This window comes from Bradyrhizobium ferriligni (genome assembly GCF_056837965.1).
This window is the reverse complement of record NZ_JBXEJO010000099.1, coordinates 13,794-28,846: the sequence shown is the minus strand read 5'-3', so window position 1 is coordinate 28,846 and position 15,053 is coordinate 13,794. Positions and strand designations below refer to the sequence as shown.

At 65.4% G+C, this 15,053-nt stretch carries 18 protein-coding genes and 1 tRNA gene; 11 read left to right on the top strand and 8 right to left on the bottom strand.

The genetic code is table 11. The annotated features are described in order from the left end of the window. Both AC1VNY_RS38525 and chpT read right to left on the bottom strand, forming a co-directional pair. Positions 1–271, bottom strand: a 271-nt coding sequence (locus tag AC1VNY_RS38525) for an Hpt domain-containing protein (protein ID WP_482407114.1), incomplete at its 3' end; no start/stop codon positions are given. A 202-nt stretch (positions 272–473) separates the two neighbouring features. After that, positions 474–1,121 carry a histidine phosphotransferase ChpT gene (chpT, locus tag AC1VNY_RS38520; protein WP_482409074.1) on the bottom strand — a complete coding sequence of 216 codons (648 nt, stop codon included), beginning with the start codon at positions 1,119–1,121 and terminating at the stop codon, positions 474–476. 155 nt (positions 1,122–1,276) lie between these two features. Here chpT and cysQ point away from each other — a divergent pair, with 155 nt between their 5' ends. Further along, complete coding sequence (cysQ, locus tag AC1VNY_RS38515) at positions 1,277–2,104, top strand: 3'(2'),5'-bisphosphate nucleotidase CysQ (RefSeq protein WP_482409073.1); 828 nt, start codon at positions 1,277–1,279, stop codon at positions 2,102–2,104. On the opposite strand, the gene AC1VNY_RS38510 is transcribed toward cysQ, so the two are convergent. Next, a complete protein-coding gene (locus AC1VNY_RS38510; RefSeq protein ID WP_482409072.1) occupies positions 2,105–2,569 on the bottom strand; it encodes a YHS domain-containing (seleno)protein in 465 nt (154 codons plus the stop codon). A gap of 153 nt (positions 2,570–2,722) precedes the next feature. Here AC1VNY_RS38510 and AC1VNY_RS38505 point away from each other — a divergent pair, with 153 nt between their 5' ends. From AC1VNY_RS38505 to AC1VNY_RS38495, 3 genes are all read left to right on the top strand, one after another. Continuing rightward, on the top strand, positions 2,723–3,328 hold the full coding sequence (locus tag AC1VNY_RS38505) for a DUF1134 domain-containing protein (protein WP_016843676.1): 606 nt from the start codon (positions 2,723–2,725) through the stop codon (positions 3,326–3,328). A 237-nt stretch (positions 3,329–3,565) separates the two neighbouring features. Further along, positions 3,566–4,849 carry a hypothetical protein gene (locus tag AC1VNY_RS38500; protein ID WP_482409071.1) on the top strand — a complete coding sequence of 428 codons (1,284 nt, stop codon included), beginning with the start codon at positions 3,566–3,568 and terminating at the stop codon, positions 4,847–4,849. A gap of 113 nt (positions 4,850–4,962) precedes the next feature. Then, positions 4,963–5,037, top strand: a tRNA-Val gene (locus AC1VNY_RS38495). 91 nt (positions 5,038–5,128) lie between these two features. Here AC1VNY_RS38495 and AC1VNY_RS38490 read toward each other — a convergent pair. After that, positions 5,129–5,434: a hypothetical protein gene (locus AC1VNY_RS38490; RefSeq protein WP_482409070.1), complete on the bottom strand. Its 306-nt coding sequence runs from the start codon at positions 5,432–5,434 to the stop codon at positions 5,129–5,131. Between the two features lie 179 nt (positions 5,435–5,613). Here AC1VNY_RS38490 and AC1VNY_RS38485 point away from each other — a divergent pair, with 179 nt between their 5' ends. After that, positions 5,614–5,985, top strand: a complete 372-nt coding sequence (locus AC1VNY_RS38485; protein ID WP_016843685.1) for a DUF4118 domain-containing protein — start codon at positions 5,614–5,616, stop codon at positions 5,983–5,985. Between the two features lie 60 nt (positions 5,986–6,045). Here the strand turns inward: AC1VNY_RS38485 and AC1VNY_RS38480 are convergent, their stop codons facing one another. Next, positions 6,046–6,186, bottom strand: a complete 141-nt coding sequence (locus AC1VNY_RS38480; protein ID WP_016843686.1) for a hypothetical protein — start codon at positions 6,184–6,186, stop codon at positions 6,046–6,048. A 180-nt stretch (positions 6,187–6,366) separates the two neighbouring features. Here AC1VNY_RS38480 and AC1VNY_RS38475 point away from each other — a divergent pair, with 180 nt between their 5' ends. After that, entirely contained in the window at positions 6,367–6,606 is a 240-nt protein-coding gene (locus tag AC1VNY_RS38475) for a hypothetical protein (protein ID WP_245288896.1), read from the top strand. Positions 6,607–6,746: 140 nt separating this feature from the next. On the opposite strand, the gene AC1VNY_RS38470 is transcribed toward AC1VNY_RS38475, so the two are convergent. The 3 genes from AC1VNY_RS38470 to AC1VNY_RS38460 are packed head-to-tail and all read right to left on the bottom strand — an operon-like array spanning position 6,747 to position 9,162. After that, positions 6,747–6,974, bottom strand: a complete 228-nt coding sequence (locus tag AC1VNY_RS38470) for a hypothetical protein (RefSeq protein ID WP_482409069.1) — start codon at positions 6,972–6,974, stop codon at positions 6,747–6,749. 53 nt (positions 6,975–7,027) lie between these two features. Further along, positions 7,028–7,564 (bottom strand): hypothetical protein, encoded by a 537-nt coding sequence (locus AC1VNY_RS38465; protein WP_026193219.1) that lies wholly within the window; start codon positions 7,562–7,564, stop codon positions 7,028–7,030. Between the two features lie 50 nt (positions 7,565–7,614). After that, positions 7,615–9,162, bottom strand: coding sequence for an acetolactate synthase large subunit (locus AC1VNY_RS38460; RefSeq protein ID WP_482409068.1), 1,548 nt, complete (start codon positions 9,160–9,162; stop codon positions 7,615–7,617). Between the two features lie 388 nt (positions 9,163–9,550). Between AC1VNY_RS38460 and AC1VNY_RS38455 the strand changes: the two genes are divergently transcribed. The 5 genes from AC1VNY_RS38455 to AC1VNY_RS38435 all read left to right on the top strand — a co-directional run bounded on the left by AC1VNY_RS38455 (position 9,551) and on the right by AC1VNY_RS38435 (position 15,034). Beyond that, a complete protein-coding gene (locus AC1VNY_RS38455; RefSeq protein WP_482409067.1) occupies positions 9,551–10,126 on the top strand; it encodes a L,D-transpeptidase in 576 nt (191 codons plus the stop codon). A gap of 93 nt (positions 10,127–10,219) precedes the next feature. Beyond that, positions 10,220–11,020, top strand: coding sequence for a DUF2927 domain-containing protein (locus AC1VNY_RS38450; protein WP_482409066.1), 801 nt, complete (start codon positions 10,220–10,222; stop codon positions 11,018–11,020). Between the two features lie 499 nt (positions 11,021–11,519). Next, positions 11,520–12,695, top strand: a complete 1,176-nt coding sequence (locus AC1VNY_RS38445) for an IS481 family transposase (protein WP_482409065.1) — start codon at positions 11,520–11,522, stop codon at positions 12,693–12,695. Positions 12,696–12,919: 224 nt separating this feature from the next. Further along, on the top strand, positions 12,920–13,951 hold the full coding sequence (locus tag AC1VNY_RS38440) for a MerR family transcriptional regulator (protein WP_482409064.1): 1,032 nt from the start codon (positions 12,920–12,922) through the stop codon (positions 13,949–13,951). Between the two features lie 87 nt (positions 13,952–14,038). Continuing rightward, the gene (locus AC1VNY_RS38435) at positions 14,039–15,034 is read left to right on the top strand and encodes a LysR family transcriptional regulator (protein WP_482409063.1); all 996 of its coding nucleotides are present in this window, start codon (positions 14,039–14,041) and stop codon (positions 15,032–15,034) included. The last annotated feature ends 19 nt before the right edge of the window (positions 15,035–15,053 follow it).

Genomic DNA, 15,053 nt, shown 5'->3' with positions numbered 1-15,053 from the left:
CGATCGAGGACAGGATCAGCGTCACGGCTTCCGCCTTCACCGGCATGCCGTCGCGGAATTTGCCCATCAAGGTCTCGCCGGCATGCGCCAGCGCCTCGAGCCGCGGCAGCCCGAGGAAGCCGCAGGTCCCCTTGATGGTGTGCACCAGGCGGAAAATATTATCCAGGATCTTCGCGTTGTTCGGGTCCTGCTCGAACTGCACCAGCTGGTTGTCGACCGTATCCAGGCTCTCGCTGCTCTCCGTCAGGAACTCGCGCAACAGATCGTCCATGAAACCAACCTTCGAAAAACGCCGAAAACGCTGCGGCGCGCGACATCGACGCGCCTGACGGGAACCCGGTCAGCTTCTCCGCAAAGCGTTTAAGTTTGGTTGAGCAAATGGAAAAGAACGGGATCAACAAAGAGATAAGACCGCGCGATCGAATCGCGCGGCCGGTCGTAACCTTTGATTAATGATGTCGGCGCGGCCGCGTTCAGGACGCGGCGATAATGACCTTGTCGCCGTCGAGCGCGAGCGTCACCTTCAGCCCGCAGGCTTCCGCCAACAGGCGGGTGTAATGCGGCTGCACCGCGTGCGCATCGACCGTGTTCGACGAGCTCGCATTGAGCAGGTCGACGATGTTCTGCGGCACGCGCGCATTGAGGCCCGCGGCCGTGATGCGGAAGCTCATGGCCTCGCCTTCGCCGACCGGATCGATCGCGAGCGTGCCGCCGCGCGGGATCGTCTGCTGCGCGATGACCAGCATGTTCAGCAGCAGCTTCACCCGATTCTTGGGCAGGAGCAGCCGCGGCAAATTCCAGGTCAGCGTCACCTTGCCGTCCTCGATATGCCCCTTCGCCATGTTCTGCGCATCGCCGAGGTCGATCTGCGCGCCGGAGGAACCGGCCGCGCCGAACGCCAGCCGGCAGAACTGCAGTCGCGCCGAAGCGGTCTTGGCGCTCTTGCGAATCAGATCGAGCGCGAAGTCGCGATCTTCGGGCTTGGGATTGTCGTCAAGGACCTCAAGCCCATTGACGATCGCGCCGACCGGACTGATGAGATCGTGACAGACCCGTGAGCACAACAGCGCCGCGAGTTCGAGCGCATCGGGAGCGGGACCGGGAGACGAAGTGCCAGACATCAATTGTTTCCTGGAAAGCCGCACGCCGACCGAGGAGTGCGAATCACGCATGCCTGTCGGCTTGATACACCGCGCAGACAGATGCTGCCAGCTTGCGGGGAGGCTGATAAGGGAACACAAACAGGATATGCGACCCGCTGATATGAGACCCGCACATGAATAAGGCACAGCCGTCCCTGATCGGCTGCGAGGCCGCCGCGACGCTGCTCGAATCACTGACCGAACTGGTGATCCGCGCCGGCGAGGCGATCCTTGCGGTCAATCGTTCGACGATGAATGTTGCCGGCAAGGGCGACGGGTCGCCGGTCACCGAGGCCGATCTCGCCGCCGACCACATCATCGTGGAGGGCCTGACGCGGCTCGCGCCGCAGGTGTCGCTGCTGTCGGAGGAGCGCGTCCATCTGGCGACGCCGCCCTACAAGGACAGTTTCTTCCTGATCGATCCGCTCGACGGCACAAAGGAGTTCGTTGCCGGCCGCAATGAATTCACCGTCAATGTGGCGCTGGTCACGCAAGGCGTGCCGCTGCTCGGCATCGTCGGCGCACCGGCGCTCGGCCTGATCTGGCGCGGCATCGTCGGCAAGGGCGCGGAGCGGTTGACGCTGCAGGGCGGCGCGGTTTCGCAGGCAGTGCCGATCAAGACCCGCCCCTGCCCGCCGCGCGGCGCGCCATGGACGGTGGCAGTGAGCCGCTCGCATGGCGATGCGCGCACTGAATCCTTCATCGACGAGCGCGACAGCGCGGTCCGCGCCGTGCTGGGTTCGGCCGTCAAATTCGGCCGCGTCGCCGAGGGCGACGTCGATATCTATCCCCGCCTGTCGCCGACATCCGAATGGGACGTGGCGGCCGGTCACGCGGTCGTCGTTGCGGCCGGCGGCAAGGTCACCGATTCGAACGGAAGCCCATTGCATTTCGGGCTGGGCCGCGAAGACTTTCTGGTGCCGGAATTCATTGCCTGGGGCGACCCGGCCGCGGCGCCGTGATCACTGCGCGAGATTGTCTTCCAGTTCCGGCCAACGCGACGCGGCTTCCTTCAAAAAGCGCGCGGGATCGGCGGCGAACGCGTCACGGCTGCGTTCCCGGTTGAACAGGTAAAGCCTGTTCCCGACGACGGCCCAGAATCGCGGATTGCCCGCGCAGGTGACGCCCCGCACCAGATCGGTCGGATCGTAACCGCCGAATTGCGGGCCATAGATTTCGGGATGCGCCACGAACGAGGCGCGGTTGCCCTCGTTGCGGAAACGCCAGACCACGCCGCTCTCCGCGGCCTCGAATTCCGGCCGCCCCTGGGTGGCGGCGGCGTCGGTGAAATAAGCGACGGGATCGAATCCCTCGATCGCCAATCCCGAGTAGCGGTTCGTCACCACGCGCTCGGTTGTGGTGGCCTGACCAGGCAGGGACGGCCAGATGGCCGCCAAAATGCCCGCCAACAGGCCGAAAAACGCCATCCCCCGGCACGATCCATATCTTTCCTGCCGTTGTGCCGTCATAGTTGATACCGATAACATCCGAGTCGAGGGGACACCGGGCGCAACCTAGAGCCGTGCCTGTTGGCATCAGGTTAAAGGGCAGCGCCCGGATTTCGATAGCAGGGGTTCTTAATGACTTTCGCATCACGCCTTGCCGCGGTCGCGTTTGCCGCGCTGATGTGCTGGAGCGCAGGGGCGTCCGCGCAGCAGGGCCCGCCACCGCAATATCCGCCGCCACAGCGTGAACCGACCCCGTATACTTACGGGCCCGACGAACTGGTCAATGCCGGACACAAGTTCTTCGGCAATGTCTCGCGCGGGCTCGCCTCGGTCATCGAGCGCGCCGTCAGCCAGTGGGGCCTGCCCAATGGTTACGTGCTCGGCGAGGAAGGCTCCGGCGCCTTCGTGGCCGGGCTGCGCTATGGCGAAGGCACGCTCTACACCAAGAACGCCGGCGACCTCAGGGTCTACTGGCAGGGTCCCTCGGTCGGCTTCGACTGGGGCGGCGACGGCGCGAGGACCATGACGCTGGTCTACAACCTGCCCTCGACCCAGGCGATCTATCAGCGCTTTGTCGGCATCGACGGGTCGGCCTATATCGTCGGCGGCTTCGGCATGACGGCGCTGACCGCCAACAACATCGTGCTGGTCCCGATTCGCTCGGGCATCGGCTTGCGGCTCGGCGCCAGCGTCGGCTATCTCAAATTCACCCCGCGCGCGACCTGGAACCCGTTCTAGAGCGTTTCCAGCGAAGTGGACGCCGGTTCGCATCAAGAAAACGCGTCAAGACAGAATCCAGAGCTTCGTTCCGACTCAATCGGAACGAGGCCCGAGGTCGCAGCCCTGATCGGGCGATGAGGCCGGCGCTCCGGCACGGTTGGCAATTCAGGTTAACGCGGCAATCGGGCTGGCCTTTGGCCGGCCCGCCGTGGCATTGTGATTAACAAATTCCTTCTTTCCTTGGAGTGACCCTTCATGATCGAGCCGATCATGTACGCGGCGATCGGTTTCCTGATCTCGATGCTGTGCGGCCTGATGATCGTTCCGCTGGTGCATAACCGGGCGGTGCGGCTGACCACGCGGCGCATGGAGGCGGCCACCCCGCTGTCGATGGCCGAGATCCAGGCCGACAAGGACCAGCTCCGCGCCGAATTCGCCATGTCGGCCCGCCGGCTCGAGATGAGCGTCGACCAGCTCAAGAGCAAGACCACGAGCCAGCTCGCCGAGCTCGGCAAGAAGACCGATGCTATCAACCGCATGAAGATCGAACTCGGCGAGAAGAACGCCGCGATCTTCGCGCTGGAAGCGCGCGAGAAGGCGATGAAGGAGCAGCTTCGCGCCACCGAGGAAGAGTTCTCGGCCAAGACCGAGCTGTTGCGCAACGCCGAGCAGGCGCTGACCGACAAGCAGGGCGAGCTCGGCAAGATCAACGCCGAGCTCAACGACCGCGCGATGACGGCCGACAGCCGCCAGATCGAGCTGGTCGCGGTGCGGACCCAGGTCGAGGAGCTGAAGAACCGGGTCGGCGATGCCGCCAGGGAATTCGCGGCAACCGAAGCCCGCCTCACCCAAGAGCGCAGCCAGTCGGAAACCGCGACGCGCGATCTCACCGACGCGCGCGGCCGGGTCGAGAATCTGAGCCAGCGCGTCACCGATCTCGATCGCCAGCTGGTCGCCCAGGTCAAGGAAGCCGAGATGCTCGGCAACCGGGTCAACGACCTCGAGACGCGGCTTGCGACCCAGGGCAAGCTGCTGGCCGAGCGCGAATTCGAGAACGGCCAGTTGAAGCAGGCCAACGCTGCCGCGGAGCGCACGGTGCAGGAGCTGCGCGAGGAGATCGCAGCAGTGGGCGGCGGCAAATCCTCCGCGCTCGACAGGCTGCGCCAGGAGAAGGCCCAAGTCGAGGAGCAGCTGCGCACCGTCAGCGACGAGCGCGGCAAGCTGCAGCGCGACATCAACGCGATTCAGCAGCAGGCCGAGAGCTCCTGGGCCACCGAGCGGATGGAGAATGCGCTGCTGCGCGAGCGCATCAACGACATCGCCGCCGAGGTGGCCAAGCTCGCGATCCAGCTCGAGGGCCCGAATTCGGCGATCGAGGCCATGCTGGCGGCGGAGCCGACGGTGCCGGCCAAGGCGGCTGCCAAGCCCGCCAATGGCGCCTCGCCGGGCAGCGGGATGCCCGAGGGCGGCGGCACGCTCGCCGAACGCATCCGGGCGCTGCAGTCACACGCCTCCCGCGCCCGCCAGCAAGGGGCGTGATTCCCGCAGGGTTTGGCTTGACACCCCTACCCGGCACTTCGTAAATCGCACGCTCTGACGAAGCGCCGCTATCGACCGGCCGCCGACCAGCGGCCTTTGGCACGTCACATCCCGGACGCATAGCTCAGCGGGAGAGCGTTCCCTTCACACGGGAGAGGTCCAAGGTTCGATCCCTTGTGCGTCCACCATTCCCCTTCGGGACCGCCTCATCAAAAATATCGAAAACAACCCCATGCAAAGCAGCCGACGCGTTAGCGCCGGCTTCCCGGCGTTTCCACCTTACTGCCGGCGGCGCTGCGGTGCGGATGACGGGTTGGCGGTGCGGCGGCTGAGTTCGCCGAGCAGGTCGCGAACCGCGCCGTCGAGTTCATCGGGTGGCGGGATGGCGTGATCGGCGGGCTGCGTGCCGGTCGGCCGATACCAGCCGCGGGCGGAGCTGTCGTCATTGGCGGCGAGAACCTGCGGCGCGCGAACATGAACGCGCGGGGCGGACCGCCGCCGGCGGCGCGAGATCAGCTCGCGTACGCCGTATCCCGATACGAATCCGATCCCGGCGACGAGGACGACAATCAGAAATTCCAGCATTGCGGTGCCCCACAATCACCCTGCTGCGATGCAATAAGCGCGACAATGCGGCGGCGGCTTGACCGGGACGGTTCCTTTTCACGGTGTCGAGCAGAACGCCGCCCCACGGAGTCCTACGGGGTTTTGTTTGCGGGCCTCCTCGGCTACCTTCCGGGAACTCGCGGGGGCCGGGAGTCTGGATGCGCAAGGGCAACGACTACATTTTGAAGCTGCGGCCTTGGTCCTTGTCGACATTCGTCGTCGCCCTGCTTGCGGTGGTGCTGGCCACCGCGACGCAGGAGATGTTCGCGAGCTTCGGCATGCAGTTCTATTTCGCGGGCTTCGTGCCGGCGATCCTGATCGCCGGCCTGATGGGCGGCGCACCCGCCGGCGCCTTTGCCACGATCATTACGGTTCCGATCGTCTGGTGGGCGTTCATGCCGCCCTATTTCGAGTTTTCCTGGCCGACGGCCGACGACTACGACAGCCTGGCGATGTTCCTGCTGTCGAGCGCGCTCTTGGTCTGCTTCTCACAGCTCTATCGGGAAGCGCTGGCAATTCTGCGGAAGTAGCGCAGGCCGCAACCGGCAGCCGGCGGTGCCGGGCCGGTTGCCCGCGCGGATCGTTCGCCCTCAGATCCCGAACATCCAGATCGCGACGATGGTGGCCAATGTTGCCACACCGCTGATGGTCCAGCCCACCGCGTAGAAGCTGTCCTCGGGGGCGGTGTCGAGCACCGTATTGGTGGTTTCCGTCATTGACCGCCAGCGCATGGCGTCTCTCCTCGGAACTCCTGCCCGCCCCGATAACGCGGCGAACGGTTCCCGGTTCCGCCGGCTTCGCCGCGGCCATTCCATTCACGCACAACTCACGGACTGCTGATCGACGCCGCGGAACCCTGCGACATTCTGTCCCGTTGAGGATCGCCGGAAACCAACTTGGGAGAATATCCGATGCGAACACTGATCCTCGCCGCCACCGCCCTTGCCTTCGTCTCGTCCACCGCGCTCGCGCAGGACAAGGCGGGCGGCAGCCCGGCCCCCGCCGCGCAAAGCGGCGACACCGCGACCAAGGGCGAGGCGGCCAAGGCGCCGAAGAAGAAAGCGAAGAAGACCGCCAAGAAATCGAGCGCCAAGACCGGTGCCGCCGCGACCGGCGCTGCCCCGACCGGCAGCGATGCCACCAAGCAATAAACAGAAACAATCGCGCTCGGTGATCCACTTGGCGATCACGGACTTGTCGAGCACGGACTTGGGGATCACGGAAAAGGCCGCCCGAAGGCGGCCTTTTTACTGTCTCGGTGCGGATGCTGCCTCGGCCCGTCACGTCGCAATCAAGTGCGCCGTCCACCTCGGGCAGTGGAAGTTGGATCTGCAAGTTTGATCAATGCAAGTTGGACCAGCGAGAGTTGGACCAGCGAATTCAAGTGCGGGAGGGGGAGCGAAAGAGTTGCGGAGCTGATAATCCGCACCGCCATCGGATCGTTCTGAAAATTGACCACCAGCTCCAGGAATTGCTCCACCTCCCGCACCTTCTGTTGTGCCGCGCGTACGGGGGCCATGCATGATCCAAACGGGCTATCACTGCAACGCGGAGCAAGATTCATCGATAGGCTTAATGCGGAGCGCCATGGTCGCGCCCGCTCGCGAGCCCGCTCTCGCGTAGCCGCTCGGCAAACCAGAGCGAAGTCGCGCTATCGATGGCTCCGCCGACATAGACCTCGGTAAAGCTCACCCCGCTTTGTCCGACGATCACCAGCACGCCCATCGCATAGGCAAACCAGACATTCGGGTCGGTCAGCGCCTGCAGCTTGCGCTGATCGTGCTCGATCGGCTGGTGATTGCTGTCCTTGCGCAGTTCGATGGCCAGGAGATTGTTCGGGATGTCGCGCTGGTGCACGACGATATCGGGATAGATCGACTTGCCGAGATGGTCGTCGGTCGAGCTCCCCGAGCCGCGCGGCAGCCGCAGCGTGCGCTCGCCGAGCCGGTCGTAGTTGCAATCGACCTGCCAGCCGGAAAATTGCCGCTCGACATAGACCGCCAGCCGGTGAGTGAGCGTTCGCTCGCCGAGATCACGCTCCAGCAGGAACATCTCCTGCGCATAGAACTCCTCCACCGCGGCGATCACCTTGTTCAGCTCGGTCTGCATCGACGCCTCCGACTGGACTGGCCACCGCCCTGGCTATTGGACTCGCGCCCCTACATCTGCACTTCGATCAGCCGCGGTCCCGGCTCCGCAACGGCTTCCGCGAGCGCCTTGTTGAACTCGTCGGCCGTCGTCACCGCCCTGCCCGGCACTCCCATACCCTTCGCGAGCGCGACGAAGTCGAGCGTCGGCCGGTCGATCTTCAGCATGTCCTGCGCCCGCTTGCCCGGCTCGCCGGCGCCGACGCCGTCGAACTCGCCGCGCAGGATCTGGTAGATGCGGTTGGCGAACACGATGGTCACCACGTTGAGCCCTTCGCGCGCCTGGGTCCACAGCGACTGGATCGTGTACATCGCGCTGCCGTCGCCGACCATGCAGATCACCTTGCGGTCCGGACAGGCGACCGCGGCGCCGGTCGCCACCGGGGTCGAGAAGCCGATCGAGCCGCCCATGTTCTGCAGCCAGTCATGCGGCGCGGCCGCCGCGGTCGGCGGGAAGAAGCCGCGGCCGGTGGTGACGGATTCATCGACCATGATGGCGTTCTCGGGGATCGCGCACGCGATCGCCTGCGCGATCGTGGCATGGTTGAGCGCGCCGGTCGGCTTGACCAGCTCCGGGTGCTGCTGCGGCTTGACGTCCTGCGCGGTCGCATGCAGCGCATTGGCCAGCGCCTCGAGCGCTGCGACCGAATTCTCGCCCCAGGCGGTCATGCGATGCACTTCACAGCCCTCCGCCTTCAGCATGCTCGGCTTGTTCGGATAGGCGAAGAACGCCACGGGATCGTTGGCCTCGACCAGCACGATATGACGGAAATTCTTCAGGATCGGCAGCGCCTGCTCGATCACATAGGGGATGCGGTTGATCGAGAAGCGGCCGCGGCCGCGCGCCATGCGCGGATGATAGGTCTGGCCCATCACGGTGCAGCCGGTTTTGCCGGCGATGCGCTCGGCCAGCGCCAGCCCGTGCTCGGTCAGCGCGCTGCCGGTGACGAGCAGCAGCGTATGCGCGGCATCGCCATGCAGGATCTTCGCCGCGGTATCGACCGCCTGCGGCGAGTAGCTCGGGCGCTGCGTGTCCACGGGCACCTCGGCGATGCCGTCGGCTTCGTTCCAGGCGGTGTCGGCCGGCAGGATCAGGGTTGCGATCTGCGGCGGCGCGCTCCTCGCCGCGGCGATCGCGGCCGCGCCGTCGGCGGCAACCGACTTGGCATCCGGCGAGGTGCGCACCCAGGACGACATCGGCCGCGCCAGGCCCTCGATGTCCGATGTCAGCGGCGCATTGTAGCCGATGTGGTAGGTGGCATGCTGGCCGACGATGTTGACGATGCCGGAATGCGCCTTCTTGGCGTTGTGCAGATTGGCAAGGCCGTTGGCGAGGCCGGGCCCGAGATGCAGCAGCGTCGAGGCCGGCGTTCCCTTCATGCGGAAATAACCGTCGGCCGCACCGGTCACCACGCCTTCGAACAGACCGAGCACGCAGCGCATGCCCGGGACCTTATCCAGCGCCGCGACGAAATGCATCTCCGAGGTGCCGGGATTGGTAAAACAGACATCCACGCCGCCTGCGACCAATGTCCGCACCAGACTTTCCGCACCGTTCATGCTCTCGCTCCCGTTTCGAGATGTTCTTGAGATCGCTCAGAGCATGATCCGATCCGATTGAATCGGATCATGCTCGTATCCTTTTGTTTGGTCGCGTTTTCTTCACGCGAACCGCTGCCCACTTCGCTTGAAAACGCTCCAGCTTTTGTTTGGTCGCGTTTTCCTGGCGCGAACCGGTATCCACTTCGCTCGAAAACGCTCCAGATCAACCATTCTTCAGCCGCTTCGTCAAAGGCTTGGCCGGACAATGCAGGTATCGCTTCCGATCTGTTGCCTTTTTAAACCGTGTTGTTCGAAAATGCCTGAGGTCACGGCTTCGTCGCTTGCGAAACGCCGGCAATTGTGGCCTCTCTGACTGCATATTTGATTGTTCGCGAGGACGACGACCATGCGCCCGATTGCCTTGATGTTTGCCGCGCTCACGATTCTGGCAGGTGCCGGCCAGGCCCACGCCCAGTTCTTCGACTCCCGCGGCTATCAGTCCGATGCCCCGAGCTTCTTCGGCGGCGGCGGCGCAAGCCCGATCCCGCGCACCACCGTCAACTACCCGACCAACTACGCCCCCGGCACCATCGTGGTGAACACCGCCGAGCGCCGGCTCTATCTGGTGCTGGCGAACGGCCAGGCGCTGCGCTACGGCATCGGCGTCGGCCGCGACGGCTTCCGCTGGGGCGGCGTCCATCGCATCTCCGCAAAGAAGGAATGGCCGTCGTGGACGCCGCCGTCGCAGATGCTGCGCCGCCGCCCCGATCTGCCGCGCCACATGAACGGCGGCATCGAGAACCCGCTCGGCGCGCGCGCGATGTATCTCGGCTCGACGCTCTACCGTATCCACGGCTCGAACGAGCCGGAGACGATCGGCCAGGCCGTCTCGTCGGGCTGCTTCCGCATGACCAATGACGACGTCACCGACCTCTATGGTCGCGTCTCGGTCGGCACCACCGTGGTGGTGAAGAACAACTGATCGCGTCGATTTCAACGGAACCAGGCGCCGCCATTCGGGAAGATCGCTGATCCCGCCTTGCGCTGCCGCAAACCTTGCGGCAGCGTTGTCATAATGCCCCAGCACCGTCCTTCGATCCTCGTCCTTCTCGCCGCAACGCTCGCCGCTTGCCTCGCTGATGCCGCGGTGCCCGCGGCCGCCACCGAGATACCGGCGATCGCCGCGCGCCAGCGCAACGAGAAAAAGGTCTTCACCGACGCCGAGATCGTCGAGGGCTTTCTGAAAACCGCGTTCGGCGCCGAATATCATCTCGCCGGGCGCGTCGACCGCATCCGCAAATATGACAGTCCGGTGCGCGTGTTCGCCGACGGCAGCCGCGCCGACCGCAAGGCCCAGCTCGCCAAGGTCGTCGCCGACATCCGCGCCAAGGTGCACCATCTCGACATCGCGATGACCGATAACAGCGAAGCGGCCAATGTCGTGGTCAAGCTGGTGCGCGACCGCGAACTGTACCGCACAATCGCGACCTTCTACGGCCAGGAGCGCGCCAGGGAAATCCGCTCCTCGCTCGACCCGCAATGCCTGTCCGGCTTCCGCAAGAACGAGAACTACGAGATCGAGCATTCCGACGTGATCCTCACCGTCGACAACGGCGATTTCGTCTTTCTCGACTGCGCCTATGAGGAGCTGTTGCAGTCGCTGGGCCCGATCAACGACACCGCCACCGTGCCGTGGACAATGTTCAACGACAACGTCTCGATGGGCTATTTCGACGTCTACGACCAATATCTGCTCAACCTGCTCTACGACCCCCGCATCAAGCCCGGCATGACCGTGCAGGAGGTCAAGGCCGTGCTGCCCGCCGTCCTCGCCGACGTCCGCGCCTGGGTGGCGAAGGTGAACCATCTGGAGTGAGGGTGGGCGATGGGCGCAGGCGCTCGCGACACATACCGCCGTCGTCCCGGCGAAGGCCGGGACCCACACTCCGCGGCATGTGTTGTTGACGGGACTCGTCGTTCCAGCGGTGCATAACAATCGGCATCTGTGGTTATGGGTCCCGGCCTGCGCCGGGACGACACTGAATGTGTTGCGCGACTTGTGAATCATGCATTCGCGTCCTCGCGACATGAGCGTGCGATCTCCCCAATCGTCGTCCCGGCGAAGGCCGGGACCCATAACCACCGCATTTGATTGTGAACGGGATCGTGGCTCCAGCGTCGCGCAACGATTGAGATTTGGGGTAATGGGTCCTGGCTTTCGCCAGGACGACGATGAGGATGGTCCTCGATTCATGATGACAAACACGGGTGTCATCACCCGCGCATTGTTTAGCCCGGACAGATCACTGACGGGTGTTCGGAGACATAGCTGACACATCAACCTTGGCTGGATTGGCCCGATTCGGGAGGCCGCCATGCCGTGGAGTGAGGTGTCAGTAATGGATCAGCGCCACGAGTTCGTGCGGCTGGCTCTGCAGGAAGGCGCCAACCGGCGCGAGCTGTGCCGACGGTTCAACATCAGCCCTGACGTCGGCTACAAATGGCTGCGGCGCTGGCAGGCCGGCGATCGAGAGCTGGCCGACCGCTCCCGGCGCCCCCATGAGATGCCCAAGCGCAGTGAGGCTGCGGTCGAGACACAGGTTCTGGCCGTGCGCGACAAGCATCCGGCCTGGGGTGCGCGCAAGATCGCCCACTGCCTGGAGCGGGATGGCCAGGCGGTGCCTGTGCCGTCGACGGTGCACCGGATCCTGTGCCGGAACGGCCGGGTCAAGCCGAGCGAGAACGCGCCGCCGAATCCAGGGCACCGCTTCGAGAAAGAAGCTCCCAATCTACTGTGGCAGATGGACTTCAAAGGCCACGTGCCGCTCGCCGACGGCACGCGGTGTCATCCGCTCACGATCGTCGACGATCACTCGCGCTATGTCCTGTGCCTGAAGGCCTGTGCCGACGAGCAGCGTCTCACCGTGCAGGATCACCTGACGACGACGTTCCGCTGCTATGGTTTGCCGGAGGCCTTCTACACCGACAACGGCTCACCATGGGGCGATACGTCCGGCATTCGCTGGACCGGATTGAAGGTCTGGCTGCTCAAGCTTGGCGTCAGGGTGGTGCATGCCAGGCCATGTCATCCACAGGCCCGCGGCAAGAACGAACGCTTCCATCGCACCCTGAAGGCTGAAGTCTTTGCGATGCGTCGCTTCCGCACTCTCCCGGAAGTCCAACGCGCCTTGGATGCCTGGCGGCCGGTCTACAATCTGGAGCGTCCCCACCAGGGCCTCGCTATGCAGGTTCCCGCCGATCGCTTCCGGCCGAGTATCCGTGCCATGCCGGCCCGCGTCCCGAACGTCGCGTACGACAGCGGCGAGATCGTGCGCAGGGTCTCATCGACAAGACCCTACATCTCCTTCAAGGGACGCTTCTGGAAGGTTCCGCAGGCCTTCGCGCGCGAACGGCTTGCCATCAGGCCGCTGGATCGCGACGGCCATTACGGCGTCTTCTTCGCCAGCTGGCAGGTCGCATCAATCGACTTGACCAACCGCCAACCTGTCAGTGATGTGTCCGAACAGGTGTCAGCCATGTCTCCGGACTAAACAGCATCCGGGCGATGACAGTTGTAGTGGGGATGCAGCTTCGTATTCTCGCGACATCTTCTGTCCGAGCTTTGCTCTTCTTCGCCTCTGGAAACAGAGGGCGCAGGGAAAGCCGGGTGCCGATCGCACCCGTCGTCCCCCCGTAGTAAAAAGCACCGCCCCGCTTGACCTTGCCCCTGCGGCCGCCTCCATAGAGGCGCGGTCAGACGATGCGAGGTGATTCGATGATTGCTGCTGCCGCCCGTTTCCTCAGCCCGTCCGAAGCTGCAAGGCAGCTCGGCATCTCCGCGAAAGCGTTGCGCCTCTACGAGGAGCGCGGCCTGATTGCACCCGGCCGCACGCCGGCGGGATGGCGCGCCTATGGTCCGGCCGAGATGGCGCGCGGCGCCGAGATCGTCGAGCTGCGCGCGCTCGGCCTCAGTGTCGGCGAAGTGGCGCGGATCCTGAACGGCGACGCCGTCGTCCTCGGCCGCGTGCTGGCCGCGCACGAGGCCGCGCTCGAAGCGCGCATCCGCCAATGCGGCGACAGCATCGCCAAACTGCGCCGGCTGCGCGCCGACCTTGGCGGCGGCAAGATGCCCGCGACGGGCGACATCATCGGTGCGGTCCGAACGCGCCCGGCGATCGGCGTCGCGTTCGATCTGCCGGGGCCGTGGGGCGGCGAGCGCTTCGAGCTGCGCGACATCAAACGGCTGAACTACATCGTCGGCCCGCTCGGCAGCGGCAAGACGCGCCTTGCACAACGGCTCGCCGAAGCCCTGCCCGGCGCCAGCTTCGTCGGGCTGGACCGCGCTGCCGATGGCGGCGCGGCCGTGCGTGCGCGCCTCGATGCCGATCCGGCGCATAACGCCAGGGTCGCGGCCAGCCTTGCCACCCTCCTGGCCGACGGCGCCGCGGACTCGCCGGCGCTGACCGCCCTGCTCGCGGCGCTCGAGGCCGGCGACGACGCGATCCTCGTGATCGACATGCTCGAGCAAGGGCTCGATGCGGCGAGCCAGGAAGCCGTCATCGCGCATCTGCGCCGCCGCGAACCCGAGGCCCGGCCGCTGTTCTTCCTGACCCGCTCCAACGCGATCCTGGATCTCGACGCGGTCGGCGGCGATGAAGCGATCATCCTGTGCCCCGCCAATCACAGCCGGCCGATCTGCGTTACGCCCGTCCCCGGCGCGGCGGGCTATGAAGCGGTCGCGACCTGCCTCGCTTCGCCCGAGGTCCGCGCGCGCACCGAAGGCACGATCGCGTGGCGGCCGTCCTGACTTCTCGCATTGGTTGTATTATAATCGCATGACAATGCACGACGCAGGTCGGATGCGCGCCGGAAAAGTGTGCTATAAGCACGCGCGATGATCGAGCTTCCCCGTACCCAGGCCTTGCGTTGCTTCATCACGGTTGCCCGTGAAGGCACGGTATCGCGCGCAGCGGCGATGCTGAAACTGACCCAGCCCGCGGTCAGCCTGCAACTGAAGGCACTCGAGGAAAGCACCGGACTGCAGCTGTTCAACCGCACCCCTGCCGGCTTCACCCTGACCGAGGCCGGCGCCGCGCTGCTGCCGCTGGCGCACCGGGCGGTGGCGGCGGCGTCGGACTTCAAGGCGATGGCGGACTCGCTGAACGAGGCGCAGCGCGGCACGCTGCGCGTCGGCACCATCCTCGACCCCGAATTCACCCGGCTCGGACCGTTCGTGCGCAGCCTTGCGATGTCCTCGCAGCGCACCGAGGTCTTCCTGCGCCATGGCGTGAGCGACGACGTGCTGGCGCAGATCGGCCGCGGCGAACTCGACGTCGGCTACTATGTCGACGCCACGCCTCAGGACCAACTCGCCCATCACAGCTTCACCGAACGGACCATCGCCGACGGCCGCTACCAGCTCGCCCCGCTGCTTTGCTACGACTACCGGGTGATCGCACCGATCGCCTGGCGCGACCGGGTGATGGGCAAGGGCTGGGCCGAGCTCGCCGAGCTGCCCTGGCTCGCGACACCGCCGCACTCCGGCCACCGGCGGCTGCTCGACGACATCTTCCGCCCGCTCGGCGCATTGCCGAAGCGGATCGGCTACACCGACCAGGAAGAGGCGATGATCGACTTCGTCGAATCCGGCCTCTGCCTCAGCCTCGCACGCGACAACGTGCTGGCGCCGCGGATGGCGCGGCCGCATCAGTTCGTGGTCGCCGACAAGGTGAAGCTGACCTGCGATCTCTCCTTCGCCAGCCTCGCCGCCCGCCGCCAGGAGCCGGTGATCGCCCACGCCTTCGCAAGCGTGCGCGCGGTGTGGAGTATCAAGCCGGCGATCGCCGGCGCCGGACCGACGCGGACGCGGAAGGTCGCAAAGAACGTGTAGTGCGGCGCACGGCGGCGCA